The sequence below is a fragment of the Flavobacterium pisciphilum genome, from assembly GCF_020905345.1.
Lineage (GTDB): Bacteria > Bacteroidota > Bacteroidia > Flavobacteriales > Flavobacteriaceae > Flavobacterium > Flavobacterium pisciphilum.
In genome coordinates this window covers 4,984,540-5,001,392 of sequence record NZ_JAJJMO010000001.1, presented here as the reverse complement: position 1 = coordinate 5,001,392, position 16,853 = coordinate 4,984,540, and the positions used below count along the sequence as shown (strand labels likewise).

The following is a 16,853-nucleotide window of genomic DNA, read 5'->3' as shown; positions in this document are numbered from 1 at the left end:
AATCATAAATTCCATAAGCATCCATATTAAATAATAATTGACAAAAAATCGTACAAAAAAATTATTAATTTTAAAAGACCTTTTTAAAAGTCTTCATGCTATTATGTGGTATTATATTATTTTATGACAGAAAACAATTTAGAATATTAATAAATAATCATTTTTTTTATATATTGCTACACATTTATTATTAGAAGCCCCTGATTCTATATAAAATATCCTAGTTATTCTTAGTCAGATTTTATATCTGACTTTTAGTGTTATGCAATTTTAGAGAATAATTCAAATTTTGAAATATTAACTTAAAACAAGTGATAATTAACTATTTTTTAGATAGTATTAAGATTAATTAACAATCGTTTAATGACTAATATTTCATAAATGTAAAAATCTTTTTTCGAATATGCAAGTAAAAAAATCACTAAATGCGAATTTAATCTTAAAAAGATTAAAAAAGGCTTTGCAAATAAACACTGATATTGAACTATCTAAACTACTAGATATCAAACCAAATACTATCTCTACATGGAAAAAAAGAGATACATTAGATTATAGCGCAATAATCTCAATTTGCAATTTTCATGAGATTGATTTAAATAAAATACTTTCAGAAAAAAACCACAATGAGAAAACAAATAATATAATTCTAAACAATACTCCTTTAATAAAAAGAGAGATTCAGTTTGAATACTGTCTTGGAAATGAAGATTTATTAAATAGCTTACCCAAATACCATTTTCCTTTTATTCAAAGTAAGATCTCTAGAGTATTTGAAATAGTTAGCAATAACATGGAGCCTGTGGTAAATGCAAATTCATTTGTAGTGTGTGAAATTGCAGATATAAAAAGCATCGAAGAAGATGCCATTGTAGTTATAATAAGTAAAACCAAAGGACTAATCATTAATAGAATAATTAACAACAGTCCTTTAGAAAATAACTTTACTTTAAGTAATGATAATGCTTTCTTCAAAAACACTACAATTGACTCTGAAGACATTAAAGAAATATGGACAGTAAAAAATATACTGATTAGAATATAAAATCAATCCATTTTTTTTAAAAATCAAAGAACCCAAAGATCTACGATTCAATAATTGTATTGATCTGTTTAAACAATTGTCCATCACTCAAGAATGCCCCTTGTTGAATCAATTCAAAAATTGAAGTATTACGGTCATCAGTAAAAACCTTTTTACCAACTTTCATTTCAATCGTTTCTGTAAACATATTATCACTAAGCCACTGCAAACCTTCTTTTGTCAGAAAATCAGTTTCAGGAACTAATGATTTTAAAACTATAGATTGTACATGTGTATCAAAACACTGAAAAAGGAAAATATGATTTTTAGAAAAATGTTCTAAAAATTCAGCTCTAGAAAGAACTCCTTCCCAAATTAAATCAGAGAACACATCTAGCTCCTGTTCTGCCACCTCTGGCTTGTTTATTTTAATTGAATCCCATTCAGCCTTGTCTATAGCTTGCGTTCCTAAAAAGCTTGCAAATTCAGCATTTAATTCATCAAATTGTTCTTTTGTTAATCTTGCGTATTTCATTTTAAAATATTTAAGGCTTTTATAACTTCATTTAGCTATTTAATATTCAAAAAAAAATCCCGATTTACATCGGGATTTCATATTATAAATTAAAACTATTACTTTTCAGCAACAATTTCGTATGGTAATTCAACTACAACATCTCTGTGTAATCTAATGCTTGCAGCATATTTACCAGTACGTTTTACGATACCGCTAGTAATAAATTTTCTTTCGATAGAGTTACCAGCTTTTTCCAAAGCTTCAGCAATATCTATGTTAGTGATAGAACCAAAAAGTTTCTCTCCACCAGCTTTTGCGAAAATTTTAATTTCAAGTGCTTTCAATGCTTCAGCTATTTTCTTAGCGTCATCAACAATTTTAGCCTCTTTATGTGCTCTTTGTTTTAGGTTTTCAGCCAATACTTTTTTTGCAGAAGGAGTTGCTAAACTAGCAAAACCTTGAGGAATTAAAAAGTTACGACCGTAACCAGACTTTACAGATACTACATCATCTTTAAATCCTAGATTCTGTACGTCTTTCTTTAAAATAAGTTCCATGTTGTTGTCCTTTATTTGAGAAGTTAGGTTCCATCTTACCGGAAACCAACAACTTTGTTTTAAATATTATTTTAATAAATCTGCCACATATGGCATTAAAGCTAAGTGACGTGCTCTCTTAACAGCTACAGACACTTTTCTTTGGTATTTTAATGAAGTTCCTGTTAAACGACGAGGAAGAATTTTTCCTTGCTCATTAACGAATTTCAATAAGAAATCTGCATCTTTATAATCGATATATTTGATTCCAGATTTTTTGAAACGACAATACTTTTTAGTTTTGTTTGTTTCTATGTTCAAAGGCGTAAGATATCTGATATCCCCGTCTTTTTTTCCTTTTGCTGATTGCTCTATTGTAGACATAGTAATTAAGCTTTTGTAGATTTTAATTTTGTTCTTCTTCTTTCAGCCCAAGAAATAGCGTGTTTATCTAAACTTACAGTTAAGAAACGCATAACTCTCTCGTCACGTCTAAATTCAGTTTCAAAAGCAATTAGAACTTCTCCAGCTACTTTGAACTCAAATAAGTGATAAAAACCACTTTTTTTGTTTTGGATTTCGTAAGCCATTTTCTTTAGGCCCCAATCCTCTTTTGATACCATTTCAGCTCCTCTACTAGTAAGAAATTCTTCAAATTTCGTTACTGTTTCCTTCACCTGAACCTCAGATAAAACGGGATTTAAAATGAAAACAGTTTCATAATGATTCATAAATACAATATTTATTTGTTAAAATTGGGTGCAAAAGTAACCATTTATTTTATATATACAACACTTTTTTACTTTTATTCGACGTATGGTAAAAAATAAGCCTAAAATCTAGTTTTTAAAGAAAAATAAATTTATATTTACTATTACATTCCCTAAATTTAAATGTTATGAAACTAAATTGTGTTGTTGTAGACGATAGTTCTATCCAAAGAACTATTATCTCAAAGTTAGTCAATAATCATCCGAATTTACACTTGATTGGAGATTTTTCAAATGCAATCGAAGCTCGAAGCTGTATCTCTTTAAATAATATTGATTTGATATTTTTAGATATCGAAATGCCCGTTATAAATGGTTTTGATTTTTTAGATGGTCTAAAAACAAAACCCCAAATTATCTTTATTACCTCTAAAGCCGAATACGCTTTAAAAGCTTTTGACTATGATGCAACTGATTATCTCCAAAAACCAATAGCTATAGATCGCTTTAATGCCTCTGTTAAAAGAGCATTAGACCTATACGCCTTACGCACAGATGTAAAAGAAGATGAAGGTGAGCATATTTTCATCAAGAGTAACCTCAAAAAACTTAAAATTTTCACCGCAAAAATTAAGTGGATTGAAGCTTTTGGCGACTATGTAAGAGTTGTAACCGAAGACGATAGTAACCTGGTGCTTTCTACCATGAAATCTTTTGAAAATGATTTATCAAAAGAAAAATTCATTCGCGTACATAAGTCATATATTATAAATATTGACAAAGTAGAACGCTTTAATAGTAAGTTTGCCGAAATCGGAATCACCAAGATCCCATTAAGTCGAAATAAAAAAGAAGACTTAGTTCGTGCACTATCAATAACTCATTAAAAGCATTAGTAAAAGTCTACATTCACAATTACTTTTATGGCTCTATATTGCGCAACAGCTTCAAAACTATTCAGTATTTTCTGAATAGTTTTTTTTGTACCCACCAAAGGCATCTCTTGCGGTATTTTAATTAAAATCGTTCGAATATATTCATTTCTAATTCGGCTTATAGCAGGTTCTTCAGGTCCCAACAGAGGCATATTCAAATTCTGACTCAAAACTTGATACAACCACATCGAACCTTCTTTTAATTTATCAAAGTCACGGTGCTTAATCGTTAGCTTAATCACCCTAAAATAAGGTGGATATTTATAAATTTTCCTGTCATACAGTTGTTCTCTATACATTCCAGCATAATCATTGTTAGTTACCTGCTGTATTGTATTATGATTGGGATTATAAGTCTGAATCACAACTTTACCTTGCTTCTCCGAACGCCCTGCACGCCCTGACACCTGCATCATCATTTGAAAACTACGCTCGAAAGCACGGAAATCAGGATGAAACAACATATTATCGGCATTCATAATCCCTACCAAGCTTACATTATCAAAATCCAATCCTTTGGCTAGCATTTGCGTTCCAACCAAAATATCTATCTCTCGATTTTTAAAACTATCAATGATTTTTTCAAATCCAAATTTACCTCGTGTAGTATCTTGATCCATCCTACCTGTTCTGGCATTTGGAAAAAGCGCAAGTAACTCCTGCTCTATTTGCTCCGTACCAAATCCTTTAGTGGTCAAGTCAATACTAGAACAACTATGACAATTAGTTGGTTTTGCCATGCTATACCCACAATAATGACAACGCAATTGATTTTTGTGCTTATGAAAAGTAAGACTCACATCGCATTGCTGACATTGAGGAACATGCCCACAAGTAATACATTCTATAATAGGTGAATATCCACGTCTGTTTTGAAACAATATAACTTGCTCTCCCAATGTTAGCGCTTCTGAAATTGCTTCGGTTAAAACGTCGCTAAAATGCCCAGTCATACGTTTTCTAAAATACTTATCTTTTAAATCCACCAATGCAATATCTGGCATCCGAACATTATTATAACGCTCAGTGACTGTAACCAATCCATATTTTTGTGATTGTGCATTAAAATAAGTCTCCAAGCTTGGTGTTGCAGACCCTAAAAGCACTTTAGCTTTATGAAAATTTGCTAAAACAATTGCAGCATCACGTGCATGATAACGCGGTGCAGGATCTACTTGCTTAAAGGTCTGTTCATGTTCTTCATCAACAATAAGTAAACCTAAATTAGCAAATGGCAAAAACAAAGCCGACCTCGCTCCTATTATTATCTGAGCATTTTCAACATTTGACAAGGTCTGATTCCAAACCTCAACTCGTTCATTATTGCTATATTTAGAATGAAAAACAGCTACTTTATTACCAAAATGAACTCGTAATCTAGTTACCAATTGTGTAGTTAGTGCAATTTCAGGCAATAGATACAAGATCTGTCTTCCAGTTGCTAAATACTCCTCTATAAGCTTAATATATATTTCAGTCTTACCACTTGATGTTACTCCATGAAGCAAACAAACTTCTTTATCAACAAAACTACTTTTGATTTCCTCAAAGGCAGTTTGCTGAACTTGACTTAGTTGTAATTCCTTTTCTGAGCTTTTACCTGTAAAATTAATTCGATCTTGCTGTAAAAAATATTCTTCGAAAACCTCTTTCTCAATTAATGCTTTTACTACAGCTGACGAAGATTGTGATACCTCAACTAACTTCTTAACTGTAATTGGTTTCTTCTCAACTGCACTCAACTGAAAGTACGCCAAAACAATTTCTTTTTGCTTAGCCGCATTTTTAAGCATATCCAGCAACTCATTTAATCCTTGATTAGAATCAAACTTATCATGCAACTTAACATAACGAACTAATTTTGGCTTATAGCTTTCTTGTATTTCCTGCTCAAGAACAACAATATCTTTATCTATTAATTTTTGAAGAATAGGAAAAACATTCTTTTTATTTAAAATAGCAACAATATCCTGAACCTTAAGTGAGCTCTGATGTTGTAATGCATCGTAAACCAAATACTCTTCATCAGTCAAAGCTGTTTGATCAACAAAAGCTCCAGTTTTATACGAAATCATTGTTTCACTTTCTAACAACAATCCGCTTGGAAATGCCCCTCGATACACATCACCAATAGCACACATATAATAGGATGCAATCCAAAGCCAATGTTTTATCTGAATCTCGGTAGCAATTGGTCTCTCATCAAGAATCTGATGAATCTCTTTTGCCTCATACAAAGTTGGCTCATTTTGATGCGTTTCAAGTACCAATGCCGTATACATTTTGCTCTTACCAAATGGTACCGCAACCCGCATTCCTTTCTGAATAAAATTAAATTCAGCTTCTGAGATACGATAAGTAAACGTTTTAGCTAATGAAAGTGGTAAAATGACTTCTACAAAATGCATTTTAAATAGTTGTATGTTTTAAAATAATAGTTTTTAAAATATTATTTTTCGTTTATAATTTTAGCAAGATTTTAAAATAAACTTACTTTTTATCTAATTTATCTGAAATTGATTTAGCATTATATTCCTTAACCAATTTTAATGTATGCTTTAAAGATTCTGTATTAGCCCAACCTTCATGACCCGTTACAATATATCTTGGATTTTTAAATTTCGCCTGTACTTTTTTAATTGATTTTTCCCATTCTTTTACATCGGAATCCCCCAAATAACCTAGATCTGTTGCATCTGTACTTTTTACAAAGCAACCTCCATAAAGTATCTTCTCTTTATTAAACCAAACCACAATATTATCTGGCGCATGTCCTTTACCTGGATAAAATATCTGAAAGCGATGTTTTCCAACTGCAAATGTAGTATCATTTGGCATTATAAACGCCGCTCTTTTACCGTTGTTTTTTTCACTGATTTCATCGGTTAGCTTTATGGTGTACGTTTTTATACCTTTTTGCTTATAAAACTCTAACCCTCCAGCTCTATCCTCATGCGAATGGGTTGCAATATGCATAACCACTTCTTTATTATGTTTCTTTTTTATACTATCAAGCAATGGTTGAAACTGTGTTTCGTCCCAAGGAGCATCAAACAACACAACACCCTTATCTGTAATCAGATACATAGCATTGGCAGAAATCAAAGTTCCCTTATAATCATGAAAGGTTTTATAAACATAAAAGTCACCCGTAAGATGACTAATTTGTAATTTATTATTTTCTGTTTGCCCAAAAGATTTTGTAATCCCTATAAGGAACAACAGTAATATCAATTTATTTTGCATTCTTTATTATTTCTAAATTTCGTTTCCTTAATTCCTAACTCTTGTCCAATATTGTGTTCTTCCCAAAAGAGAAATCCCAACAAATCCTCGTAATTTCAGTTTATCTGGAGAGTCTAATGCTATAAAACATTTATAAACTTTTCCATTTGTTGGATCTAAAATCGTTCCAGAATTGTACTCTTTACCATCTTTTTCAAGATCGTTAATAATTACCATTCCTAAAATCGGTTTGTTTTTAAGCGCTCCAGGGCAAGAAGTACAGAGGTCTTTTTTATGCTCCTCTCGAAGAATTTCGACTATTTTGCCATACACTTTTCCCGATTTTTCATACACTTCTACAATTGATTTCGCCTCTCCAGTTGCATCGTCAACAGTTTTCCATTTTCCGATTACAGATTGACTTTGCACATTGCCTATTACCAAAAATAATAAGCCCATTGTTAAGATCCAGTTTTTCATAATGTTTGATTTTTTTTAGCCCTGATTATTTCACTATTATTATACCTTACATCGAAGTTCAAAAGAACTTCATTTGCAACAGCATCCTTTAATCCAATTCTTTTAAAGAATAAAAATACAGCAAAAAGCAGGAACAGTTTCTAAATGTTATTTATTATTTTTTTGTCTTAATTTTTTGATTGTGGCATTTAATTCGAATCCCAAAAGCAAAATCATACAGTTTATCCAAATGTAAAACATTAGTATTAATAATGTACCAATTGAGCCATAAAGTTCATTATATTTTGAGAATTTTATAACCCAAATCCCAAAAAAGTATGAAGATATCACAATTAAGATTGTTGTAAACACTGAACCAATACTAATAAATGGTACTTTATTATATTGCTTTGTTCCGTAACGCAGTAATATAGAAGAAGTTATCAAAATCATTAAGATTACAAACAAATAACGCCCCATAATAATCAGCGGAATACTATCATTTAGCACATCCTGAATCATCGTCTTTTGGATTAACACCTCAAAAACAACAATTGTAGCAACAGTAACCAATAACAACATCGACATTATAATTGAAATCGCCAATGCTACAAGATACTGACTAAAAAAACCTCGCTTATCTAGTACATGTCGAGATGATTCAAACCCGCCTAAGATTCCGTTAACTCCATTTGCCATTAAAAAAACAGATAGAAAGAAACCAGATGAAAGCAATCCTGAGTGACTATTATTTAAAATATCACTAATAATTTTATATATCGCATCGTAAGTATTTGGTGGAACTCCCTGCTGAACAAACTGCAAAAAATCCTGCTGAAACCCCTCAATAGGAATAAAAGGTATTAGATTAAGGATAAATAATGCAAATGGAAATAGCGCCATAAAAAAGCTAAACGCAACTGCACTTGCATGATATGAAAATGCCCCCTCTATAATACCTATAGTATACAATTCGAGTAAATCATACAACGAAAACCCATCAAGCCAAGGTAGCTTTATACTCTTTAAGAAACGAACGAGATAGCGCACTACAGGAACTTTTTCTAGCCGGTTTTCTATTTCTACAGACATACTTACTGGATTATTGTTTAAATAATTTATAAAATTCTAAAGTGCTTTTAAACTTAAATCCATATTATAAACTGAATGTGTTAATGCCCCTGAAGAAATATAATCGACACCGCATAAAGCATATTCACGAATTGTTTTTTCGTTGATATTCCCTGAAGATTCTGTCTGACATTTATCTCCAATTAATGCAACCGCTTTCTTAGTGTCTTCATAATTAAAATTATCTATTAAGATACGAAAAACACCATCGCTTTGTAAAATTTCTCTAATCTCATCTAAGCTCCTTGCCTCAACTATAATCTTTAAATCTAGCTTATTCTCTTTTAAATAAGCTTTGGTTTTAGCAATTGCTAAAGTAATTCCCCCTGCAAAATCAATATGATTGTCTTTAAGCATTATCATATCATAAAGTGCAAATCGGTGATTCTCTCCACCTCCAATTTTTACTGCCCATTTTTCGGCAACACGGAAATTAGGCGTTGTTTTACGAGTATCTAATATTTTAGCGTTTGTACCTTTCAACAGTTGTACATATTGATTCGTTTTAGTCGCTATTGCTGACATACGTTGCATTGAGTTCAATACAACACGCTCCGATTTTAAAATCGATTGCGAGCTTCCTGAAACATGAAACACAACATCTCCATATTTTACCGGAGCTCCGTCTTCTATAAATGTTTCAACTTTTAAACTAGGATCGACATAATTAAAAATCATTTTGGCAAATGCAACTCCCCCAATTATCCCATCTTCCTTTACCAACAATTTGGCTTTACCTTGCGCATCAGCAGGAATACAAGCCAAAGAGCTATAATCTCCTGTGCCTACATCTTCGCGAATTGCATTAAAAATAAGCAATTGTAATTCGTTCTGAAATTGTACTTCGTTAATCATTTTGTATGAATTTTAATAGAATGCTAAAGTAGCACATATTTTGTGGATTTGAAAATTTAGGTGATTTGAAAATTTTAAACGTTTTTTGTTTTTGTATGCCCTCTATTAGCAAACATTAAATATCTTTGATTTTCAACTTTACTAAAAATGGGCTTAATTAAAGATATCTATTCAATTGCTTTTTACGAAAACTTCACTAATTGCGTTGCAAAAGTCATTCCTGATTTTGATAAACAACAATTTATCTCACAGATTTTTGATGCTGATTTCGCCAACAAAGAATGGAAAGAACGTATGCAACATACCACAGTTGTTTTACATCGATTTATGCCTACCGATTTTGGAAAGGCAGTTCTAACTATTGAAAGTATTATTGAAAATTTAAAGAAAGACAAATTCAATGAGAGCAATCTAGCTTTTATATTTTTTGCCGATTATATAGAAAAATATGGCATTAACGACTTTAAAATAAGTGCTAATGCATTTGTAATGATTACCCAATTTATAAGTTGCGAGTTTGCTGTTCGCCCTTTTATTATTAAATATCCTCAGGAAATGATTGAGGAAATGATAGAATGGTCATTACATGAAAATCACCATGTAAGACGATTGGCAAGTGAAGGCTCTCGCTCACGATTACCTTGGGCAATGGCAATTCCTGCCCTAAAAAAAGACCCAACTTCAATTTTACCCATTTTAGAAAATTTAAAAACAGATTCATCAGAATATGTTCGTCGCAGTGTTGCCAATAACCTCAACGATATTGTAAAAGACAATCCAAAAATTGTACTGGATATTGCTAACAAATGGCAAAATATAAGTCCTGAAACTGATGCCATCATTAAACATGGCTGTCGTACTTTATTAAAACAAGGCAATCCAGATATTTTAAAACATTATGGATTGGAAAGCACTAATATCGAATTATCAGACTTTGAAATTATCACTCCTAAAGTAAAAATTGGTGAGTATTTAGAATTTCAGTTTTCACTGAACAATACCAATTCCGAAAATAAAACTGTACGATTGGAATATGCTGTTTACTATCAAAAATCAAAAGGTCATTTAGCTAAAAAAGTATTCAAAATTAGTGAACGCATTTATCAGCCTAATCAAATAATTAAAATTAAAAGGAATCAATCTTTTAAAGTAATCACAACGCGTGTGTTTCATTTAGGAAAACACCAATTGGCCATAATCATTAATGGAACTGAGAGTGAATTACTAGATTTTGAATTAATCAAATAGAGCCATTTTACACATACAGTCACGCTTATAAATCCCTATAAGTAATCTAATAAAATAATAAAGTTCTCTTTAAAAAACTTACTTAATTTATATAGCTCAACTTCAAAATAAGAATTTTGTAAATGGAAACCAACCTATATAATTCAGTGATTTAGTATCCAGATTATGTTATTATTCTGCTAAAAAATATAATTATTTTTTTAAACATCAGATTTTTATCCTTAATTTTACTGCCGTGAAATGGATTAACCTCATATTATCAATTTATTTAATCGTTCTATCGTGTTTGCCTTGTGCGGATACGCTGGAAAGCGAAGCTATTACGCATACAAGCGAAATAGTAAGTAAATCAGATAATCAATCTCACGAAAAAGGATTAGATCTTTGCGCTCCATTTTGCAGTTGCAATTGTTGTGCAGTTCAAGTTCTAACTTCAGCTCCTGCTGTTACATGGGTTTTTAATATTGAAACAACTCTCATTAAAAAACCTCTATCATCTTATCATTCAATTCTTGCTTCCAATTTCTACGGAAGTATTTGGCAACCACCCCAAATAGTATAATGTAGCCCGAGTAATTTCGGGTATATGTGTTGTGGTATACCACAAAAAAACAGGCGTTTTCTCGTCTGGATTTCTCATTCATTATATCCTAAAAATGTTAGATAAGATTATACAATTTAGTATAAAGAACAAATTCATTATACTATTACTTACCCTGGTTCTTATAGCTTGGGGAAGTTTCTCACTTAAAAATTTACCACTGGATGCGCTACCTGATATTACCAATAATCAGGTGCAAATTATCACTACTGCTCCTACTCTAGCCAGTCAGGAAGTAGAACAGTTAATAACCTATCCACTAGAACAATCTCTAAAAACAATTCCAAAAGTAATTGAGCTACGTAGTATTTCTCGTTTTGGACTATCCGTTGTTACAGTCGTTTTTGAAGAAAACGCTGATACATATTGGGCACGTGAACAAGTCTTTCAAAGACTAAAACAAGCTGAAGAAATCATTCCTAAATATGCAGGAACACCAGAATTAGCTCCGATTACAACAGGGCTTGGTGAAATTTATCAATACGACGTATATGCCAAAAAGGGATATGAGGATAAATACAATGCTACTAGTTTAAGAACAATCCAAGACTGGATTATCGTACCACAATTACAAGGTGTAAAAGGGGTTGCCGAAGTAAGTACTTGGGGAGGTAGTGTAAAGCAATACGAAATTGCTGTTGACCCCAACCGATTAAATAGTTCTGGAGTTACTATTACAGAAATTTTTGACGCCCTCGAGAAGAACAATCAGAATACTGGTGGTGCATATATCGAAAAAGATGAATTTGCCTTTTTTATTCGTGGTGTTGGAATGGCATCTGGAATAAAAGACATCGGTAACATTGTGATTAAAAATCGAAATGCAACTCCTATTTTAATTCGTGATGTAGCAACAGTGCAACTAGGTAATGCTATCCGTTTTGGTGCAACAACCAAAGATGGAAAAGGTGAAATTGTAGGTGGTCTAACACTAATGCTTAAAGGAGAAAACTCTAAAGCAGTTGTAGAACGCGTTAAAGAAAAAATGATTCAGATTAATCAAATGTTACCTGAAGGAGTAGTTGCTGAAGCATTTATTGACAGAAGTAAATTGGTAGATAATGCAATTGGAACTGTTACTAAAAACTTACTTGAAGGAGCATTAATTGTAATTTTTGTACTGATATTGTTCTTAGGAAACCTCCGTGCAGGGTTAATTGTTGCTTCGGTAATTCCGCTAGCAATGCTTTTTGCTGTAATTCTAATGAATGCATTTGGTGTCAGTGGAAATTTAATGAGTTTGGGGGCAATTGACTTTGGAATTATTGTCGATGGTGCCGTGATTATTGTTGAAGCTACGATGCATCATTTGCAAAAACTCAAAAAGAAAAGAGAGTTAACCCAATCTGAAATGGATAAAGAAGTATATGCTTCGGCTTCAAAAATCAGAAACAGCGCCGCTTTTGGAGAGATAATCATTTTAATTGTATACCTACCAATATTAGCTTTAGTTGGAACCGAAGGAAAAATGTTTAAACCAATGGCAATGACAGTTGGGTTTGCTGTTATAGGTGCTTTTATCCTATCGCTTACCTATGTCCCTATGATGAGTGCACTATTCTTATCTAAAGACACTGAGCATAAACCAAACTTTAGTGACCGAATGATGGCTTGGTTTGAAAAAATATATGCTCCATTCTTAGACAAAGCATTGCGCTTCAAAAAAGCTGTTCTAGGTATTGCTATCACATTATTTGTTTTTTCACTTGTTATTTTTCAAAACATGGGAGGAGAATTTATTCCAACTATCGAAGAAGGTGATTTAGCCATTAATGCTACTATCATGACGGGAAGTTCATTAACTCAAATGATAAAAACAACAACTGAGTATGAAAAGATGCTTAAAGCAAAATTCCCAGAGATTAAAACCATCGTAACTAAGATTGGAAGTGGAGAAATCCCGACTGACCCAATGCCAATAGAAAGTGGGGATTTGATTATTGTTCTAAAAGACAAAAAAGAATGGACCAGTGCAGATAATTGGCAAGATTTGGCTCGTTTGATGAAAGAAGAAATGGGGAAAATCCCAGGAGCTAACATCGAAGTTTCACAACCTATACAAATGCGTTTTAATGAATTAATGACTGGTAGCCGAAGTGATATAGCCATCAAAATATTTGGTGATAACCTCGATATCTTAGAAAGAAAAGGTAACGAACTAATTCAGAAAATTCAGAAAATCGAAGGTATTGGAGATCTTAAAGCGGACAAAGTAAGCGGATTGCCACAAATTACGATTAAATACGATTATGATAAAATTGCCTTGTATGGACTAAACATAGAAGATTTAAATAGAATCATTCGTTCATCATTTGCAGGAGAAGCTGCTGGAAAAATTTATGAAGAAAACAAGCGATTTGATATTGTCGTTCGAATGAACAAAGACAATCGTAAAGATATTACCGATGTGAGTAATTTATTCATTCCATTACCAAATGGACTACAAGTACCATTATCACAAGTTGCAACTGTCAACTATGAGCAAGGGCCTGTACAAGTAGTTCGTGAAGATGGTAAACGCAGAATTACAATTGGACTGAACGTTCGTGGACGTGATGTGAAAAGCGTAGTAGAAGAAATTCAGCAAAAGCTAGACAAGAACTTCAAACTTCCTGCAGGATACTATATTACTTATGGAGGTCAATTTGAAAACCTAATTGAAGCCAACAAACGTCTTTCTGTTGCTTTACCAATTGCGTTAAGTTTAATTTTGATTCTTCTTTATTTTACTTTTAAAAGTACCAAACAAGCAGCATTGATCTTTACTGCGATTCCACTTTCAGCAATAGGTGGTGTATTTGCATTATGGCTACGCGGAATGCCTTTTAGTATTTCGGCAGGAATTGGATTTATCGCTTTATTTGGAATTGCGGTATTAAATGGAATTGTCCTAATATCCTATTTCAATCAGCTTAAAACAGAAGGAATTACAGATCCATTACAACGCGTATTAATTGGAACTAAAACAAGATTACGTCCTGTTTTAATGACAGCTGCCGTAGCTTCTTTAGGTTTCTTACCAATGGCATTATCAACAAGTGGTGGTGCAGAAGTACAAAAACCATTAGCAACAGTAGTAATAGGTGGTTTATTCTCGGCTACACTACTAACATTAATAGTTTTGCCAATACTTTACTTATTGTCAGAAAGAGTAATTAAAAGAAAAACAACAATGATAAAACCGATAATAACTGGGCTTTTATTACTAATTAGCAGTTTCTCTTTTGCACAAAACAGCCAACCAATTGGATTGGATAAAGCAATAGAAATGGCAAAAGCCAATAGCATTAACTTAAAAATTGCTGATAAAGAAATAGAAAAGCAAACTGTTCTTAAAAAAACAGCCTTTCAGCCTGAAGCCCTACAAATACAATATCAAGGGGGGCAATTTAACAGTGCTGAATATGATAGTAATGTTTCGGTACAGCAATATTTCCCTATCGGAAAAATTACCAAAGCCAACCGACAATTACAGGAAGAACTGGTAAAACTTGCTGAAAAACAAAAGGCTTTATCCGAATATGAAATTGAAAAAGCAGTAACATTAGCCTATTATCAATACTTATATGGTGTTTCTGTGCAAAAACTAAATGTCGAGTTATTCAATGTTTATGCTTTGTTTCTTAAAAATGCTGAACTCCGATTTAAAACTGGAGAAAGCGGTAATATTGAAGTAATTAGCGCAAAAGCGAAGTCTAAAGAAATTGAAACACAAAAAACACAATTAGAATTCGACTTGGCTATTTACCAAAAACAATTACAGTTTTTTATGCAAACTAAAGAAAACATTGTTCCTGATACTAGTACACCGCTTCAATATAGTGCTCTTGCTGGATCAGATAATGCAAAAATAGAAGGCTTGATGAATGATTATTATCAACAACAAATTTCGGTCTTCCAGAAAGAAGCCAATACATTTAAAGCGCAACGTACTCCAAAACTAGGCTTGGGGTATTTTGCTCAAACTATTGATACTAAATCATTATTTCAAGGTTTTACAGCTGGCTTACAAATTCCGTTGTTTGGAGGCGTAAATACAGCCAAAGCCAAAGCCGCTTCGATAAGCATTGCCCAATCGCAATTGGAATTGGAAAAAAATCAATTTTCACTAGAATTACAAATGCAGGAATTGAAAAATGAGTTTGAAAAACAGGAAAAAGGATTATCATATTATCAAAAAGAAGGTTTACAATATGCTGAACAAATTATTACAACAGCACAAAAAAGTTATGCTAATGGAGATATGAGTTACTGGACCTATATCAGTTTTTTAAATCAAGCAATTGATATCAAAAAACAATATGCCGAAACTTTGAATACATACAATCAAAGCGCCATCCAATTACAATTTCCATCAATCTCCAAGAACTAATACTCATTACAATGAAAAATATAAAGAACATAATAAGCCGTACTTCTACTCTACTTCCAATCGCTTTTTTAATGCTGATCTTAACATCATGCAACGAAAAGAAAGCTGAAGAAACACCGGAAGAAGAAAAACCAGAAAATGAAGTTGCATTAACTGAAGCACAATTTAAAACGGTTGGAATTCAATTCGGAAAAGTTGAAAACCGCAACCTAAAGACAATTATTAAAGCCAATGGATACACGACTGTTCCTCCACAAAACTCAGCTAAAATAGCGACGTTACTTGGTGGTACAGTCAAAGATATCTTTGTTCTGGAAGGTACTTTTGTAAATAAAGGAAAAGTTCTAGCAACCATTCAAAATCTAGAAGTGGTAGGAATGCTAGAAGATTATAAATCAGCTACAGCTAATATTGAATATTTACAATTGGAATACAATCGTCAGAAAACATTGGCTGATGAGAATGTAAACCCTCGAAAAACTTTTCAAGAAGTAAAAGCGAAACTGGCCGTAGAAAGAGCCAGAGCACAGGCTGCAAAAAACAAATTGGAAGCGTTAAATGTCAATCCATCTAGCAACAGTGCCCTAATTCCAATTATATCCCCAATAAGTGGTTATGTAGGGGAAATAAGCATTGCCAAAGGAGCATTTGCAGAAACTGGAATTCCACTATTTGAAGTTTTTGATAATAGCCAAATGCATTTAGATTTAAATGTATATGAAAAAGATTTAGGTTCTATCTCGATTGGTCAGGAAGTCGATTTTATACTTACCAATCAATCTAATAAATCGATCAAAGGAAAAATATTTGGTATCAATAAATCGTTCTCTAACGAAAGTAAAACAGTAGCAGTTCATGCTAAAATAAATCCAGATGATGCCAAAGATTTAATCTCTGGAATGTATGTTTCTGCCAATATTAATTTAAACAACGCAACTGTTCCTGCCTTACCAAAAGGGGCTATTGTAAAAAATGGAGATAAATTTTTCATCTACATAAAAGAGAATTCTCATCCTAAAAAAGATACAAAACACGACCATGAAAATGAAATTGAAGGAGCACATGAGGAAGGTAAAGGAGAAATACACTTTAAAGCAATCGAAGTTATACCTGGTACAACAGATATGGGATATACCGAAATAAAATTTGTAACTTCAATCCCAGAAAATAGTCAAATCGTTACACAAGGTGCTTTTTACATATTAGCTGCCCAAAAAGGTGGTGGAGAGCACTCCCATTAAAA

At 32.4% G+C, this 16,853-nt stretch carries 15 protein-coding genes; 6 read left to right on the top strand and 9 right to left on the bottom strand.

Annotation, left to right across the window (positions count from 1 at the left end; all coding sequences use genetic code 11):
- Positions 1-403: 403 nt before the first annotated feature.
- On the top strand, positions 404-1,042 hold the full coding sequence (locus LNQ49_RS21335; RefSeq protein WP_229990961.1) for a LexA family transcriptional regulator: 639 nt from the start codon (positions 404-406) through the stop codon (positions 1,040-1,042).
- A gap of 40 nt (positions 1,043-1,082) precedes the next feature.
- Here the strand turns inward: LNQ49_RS21335 and LNQ49_RS21330 are convergent, their stop codons facing one another.
- The 4 genes from LNQ49_RS21330 to rpsF all read right to left on the bottom strand — a co-directional run bounded on the left by LNQ49_RS21330 (position 1,083) and on the right by rpsF (position 2,805).
- Positions 1,083-1,556 (bottom strand): DUF6495 family protein, encoded by a 474-nt coding sequence (locus LNQ49_RS21330; protein WP_195738076.1) that lies wholly within the window; start codon positions 1,554-1,556, stop codon positions 1,083-1,085.
- A gap of 98 nt (positions 1,557-1,654) precedes the next feature.
- The gene (gene rplI / locus LNQ49_RS21325) at positions 1,655-2,095 is read right to left on the bottom strand and encodes a 50S ribosomal protein L9 (protein WP_229990960.1); all 441 of its coding nucleotides are present in this window, start codon (positions 2,093-2,095) and stop codon (positions 1,655-1,657) included.
- Between the two features lie 66 nt (positions 2,096-2,161).
- Positions 2,162-2,458 (bottom strand): 30S ribosomal protein S18, encoded by a 297-nt coding sequence (rpsR, locus tag LNQ49_RS21320; protein ID WP_002987043.1) that lies wholly within the window; start codon positions 2,456-2,458, stop codon positions 2,162-2,164.
- A 5-nt stretch (positions 2,459-2,463) separates the two neighbouring features.
- On the bottom strand, positions 2,464-2,805 hold the full coding sequence (gene rpsF, locus LNQ49_RS21315; RefSeq protein ID WP_035628733.1) for a 30S ribosomal protein S6: 342 nt from the start codon (positions 2,803-2,805) through the stop codon (positions 2,464-2,466).
- A gap of 167 nt (positions 2,806-2,972) precedes the next feature.
- Here rpsF and LNQ49_RS21310 point away from each other — a divergent pair, with 167 nt between their 5' ends.
- The gene (locus LNQ49_RS21310) at positions 2,973-3,671 is read left to right on the top strand and encodes a LytR/AlgR family response regulator transcription factor (RefSeq protein ID WP_035628734.1); all 699 of its coding nucleotides are present in this window, start codon (positions 2,973-2,975) and stop codon (positions 3,669-3,671) included.
- Positions 3,672-3,676: 5 nt separating this feature from the next.
- Here LNQ49_RS21310 and priA read toward each other — a convergent pair whose 3' ends face one another.
- The 5 genes from priA to nadC form a co-directional block, all read right to left on the bottom strand.
- The gene (priA, locus tag LNQ49_RS21305) at positions 3,677-6,127 is read right to left on the bottom strand and encodes a replication restart helicase PriA (protein ID WP_229990959.1); all 2,451 of its coding nucleotides are present in this window, start codon (positions 6,125-6,127) and stop codon (positions 3,677-3,679) included.
- An 82-nt stretch (positions 6,128-6,209) separates the two neighbouring features.
- Complete coding sequence (gene bla-B1-FLAV / locus LNQ49_RS21300; protein WP_229990958.1) at positions 6,210-6,965, bottom strand: subclass B1 metallo-beta-lactamase; 756 nt, start codon at positions 6,963-6,965, stop codon at positions 6,210-6,212.
- Positions 6,966-6,992: 27 nt separating this feature from the next.
- Positions 6,993-7,424 carry a DUF2147 domain-containing protein gene (locus tag LNQ49_RS21295; RefSeq protein ID WP_229990957.1) on the bottom strand — a complete coding sequence of 144 codons (432 nt, stop codon included), beginning with the start codon at positions 7,422-7,424 and terminating at the stop codon, positions 6,993-6,995.
- Positions 7,425-7,571: 147 nt separating this feature from the next.
- A complete protein-coding gene (locus tag LNQ49_RS21290) occupies positions 7,572-8,495 on the bottom strand; it encodes a YihY/virulence factor BrkB family protein (RefSeq protein WP_229990956.1) in 924 nt (307 codons plus the stop codon).
- A gap of 36 nt (positions 8,496-8,531) precedes the next feature.
- Positions 8,532-9,389, bottom strand: coding sequence for a carboxylating nicotinate-nucleotide diphosphorylase (nadC, locus tag LNQ49_RS21285; protein WP_229990955.1), 858 nt, complete (start codon positions 9,387-9,389; stop codon positions 8,532-8,534).
- Positions 9,390-9,536: 147 nt separating this feature from the next.
- On the opposite strand from nadC, the gene LNQ49_RS21280 reads away from it, so the two are divergent.
- The 4 genes from LNQ49_RS21280 to LNQ49_RS21265 all read left to right on the top strand — a co-directional run bounded on the left by LNQ49_RS21280 (position 9,537) and on the right by LNQ49_RS21265 (position 16,851).
- Positions 9,537-10,637, top strand: coding sequence for a DNA alkylation repair protein (locus LNQ49_RS21280; RefSeq protein ID WP_229990954.1), 1,101 nt, complete (start codon positions 9,537-9,539; stop codon positions 10,635-10,637).
- 235 nt (positions 10,638-10,872) lie between these two features.
- Entirely contained in the window at positions 10,873-11,199 is a 327-nt protein-coding gene (locus LNQ49_RS21275) for a DUF6660 family protein (protein WP_229990953.1), read from the top strand.
- 94 nt (positions 11,200-11,293) lie between these two features.
- On the top strand, positions 11,294-15,610 hold the full coding sequence (locus tag LNQ49_RS21270) for a CusA/CzcA family heavy metal efflux RND transporter (RefSeq protein ID WP_229990952.1): 4,317 nt from the start codon (positions 11,294-11,296) through the stop codon (positions 15,608-15,610).
- 11 nt (positions 15,611-15,621) lie between these two features.
- A complete protein-coding gene (locus LNQ49_RS21265; RefSeq protein WP_229990951.1) occupies positions 15,622-16,851 on the top strand; it encodes an efflux RND transporter periplasmic adaptor subunit in 1,230 nt (409 codons plus the stop codon).
- Positions 16,852-16,853 lie beyond the last annotated feature (2 nt).

Coding starts and splice junctions, on each gene's coding strand:
- rpsR (WP_002987043.1), bottom strand. CDS start 2,458: ATGTCTACAATAGAGCAATCAGCAAAAGGAAAAAAAGACGGGGATATC.
- LNQ49_RS21335 (WP_229990961.1), top strand. CDS start 404: ATGCAAGTAAAAAAATCACTAAATGCGAATTTAATCTTAAAAAGATTA.
- LNQ49_RS21270 (WP_229990952.1), top strand. CDS start 11,294: ATGTTAGATAAGATTATACAATTTAGTATAAAGAACAAATTCATTATA.
- LNQ49_RS21330 (WP_195738076.1), bottom strand. CDS start 1,556: ATGAAATACGCAAGATTAACAAAAGAACAATTTGATGAATTAAATGCT.
- LNQ49_RS21290 (WP_229990956.1), bottom strand. CDS start 8,495: ATGTCTGTAGAAATAGAAAACCGGCTAGAAAAAGTTCCTGTAGTGCGC.
- LNQ49_RS21265 (WP_229990951.1), top strand. CDS start 15,622: ATGAAAAATATAAAGAACATAATAAGCCGTACTTCTACTCTACTTCCA.
- LNQ49_RS21280 (WP_229990954.1), top strand. CDS start 9,537: ATGGGCTTAATTAAAGATATCTATTCAATTGCTTTTTACGAAAACTTC.
- LNQ49_RS21310 (WP_035628734.1), top strand. CDS start 2,973: ATGAAACTAAATTGTGTTGTTGTAGACGATAGTTCTATCCAAAGAACT.
- rplI (WP_229990960.1), bottom strand. CDS start 2,095: ATGGAACTTATTTTAAAGAAAGACGTACAGAATCTAGGATTTAAAGAT.
- priA (WP_229990959.1), bottom strand. CDS start 6,127: ATGCATTTTGTAGAAGTCATTTTACCACTTTCATTAGCTAAAACGTTT.
- LNQ49_RS21295 (WP_229990957.1), bottom strand. CDS start 7,424: ATGAAAAACTGGATCTTAACAATGGGCTTATTATTTTTGGTAATAGGC.
- bla-B1-FLAV (WP_229990958.1), bottom strand. CDS start 6,965: ATGCAAAATAAATTGATATTACTGTTGTTCCTTATAGGGATTACAAAA.
- rpsF (WP_035628733.1), bottom strand. CDS start 2,805: ATGAATCATTATGAAACTGTTTTCATTTTAAATCCCGTTTTATCTGAG.
- nadC (WP_229990955.1), bottom strand. CDS start 9,389: ATGATTAACGAAGTACAATTTCAGAACGAATTACAATTGCTTATTTTT.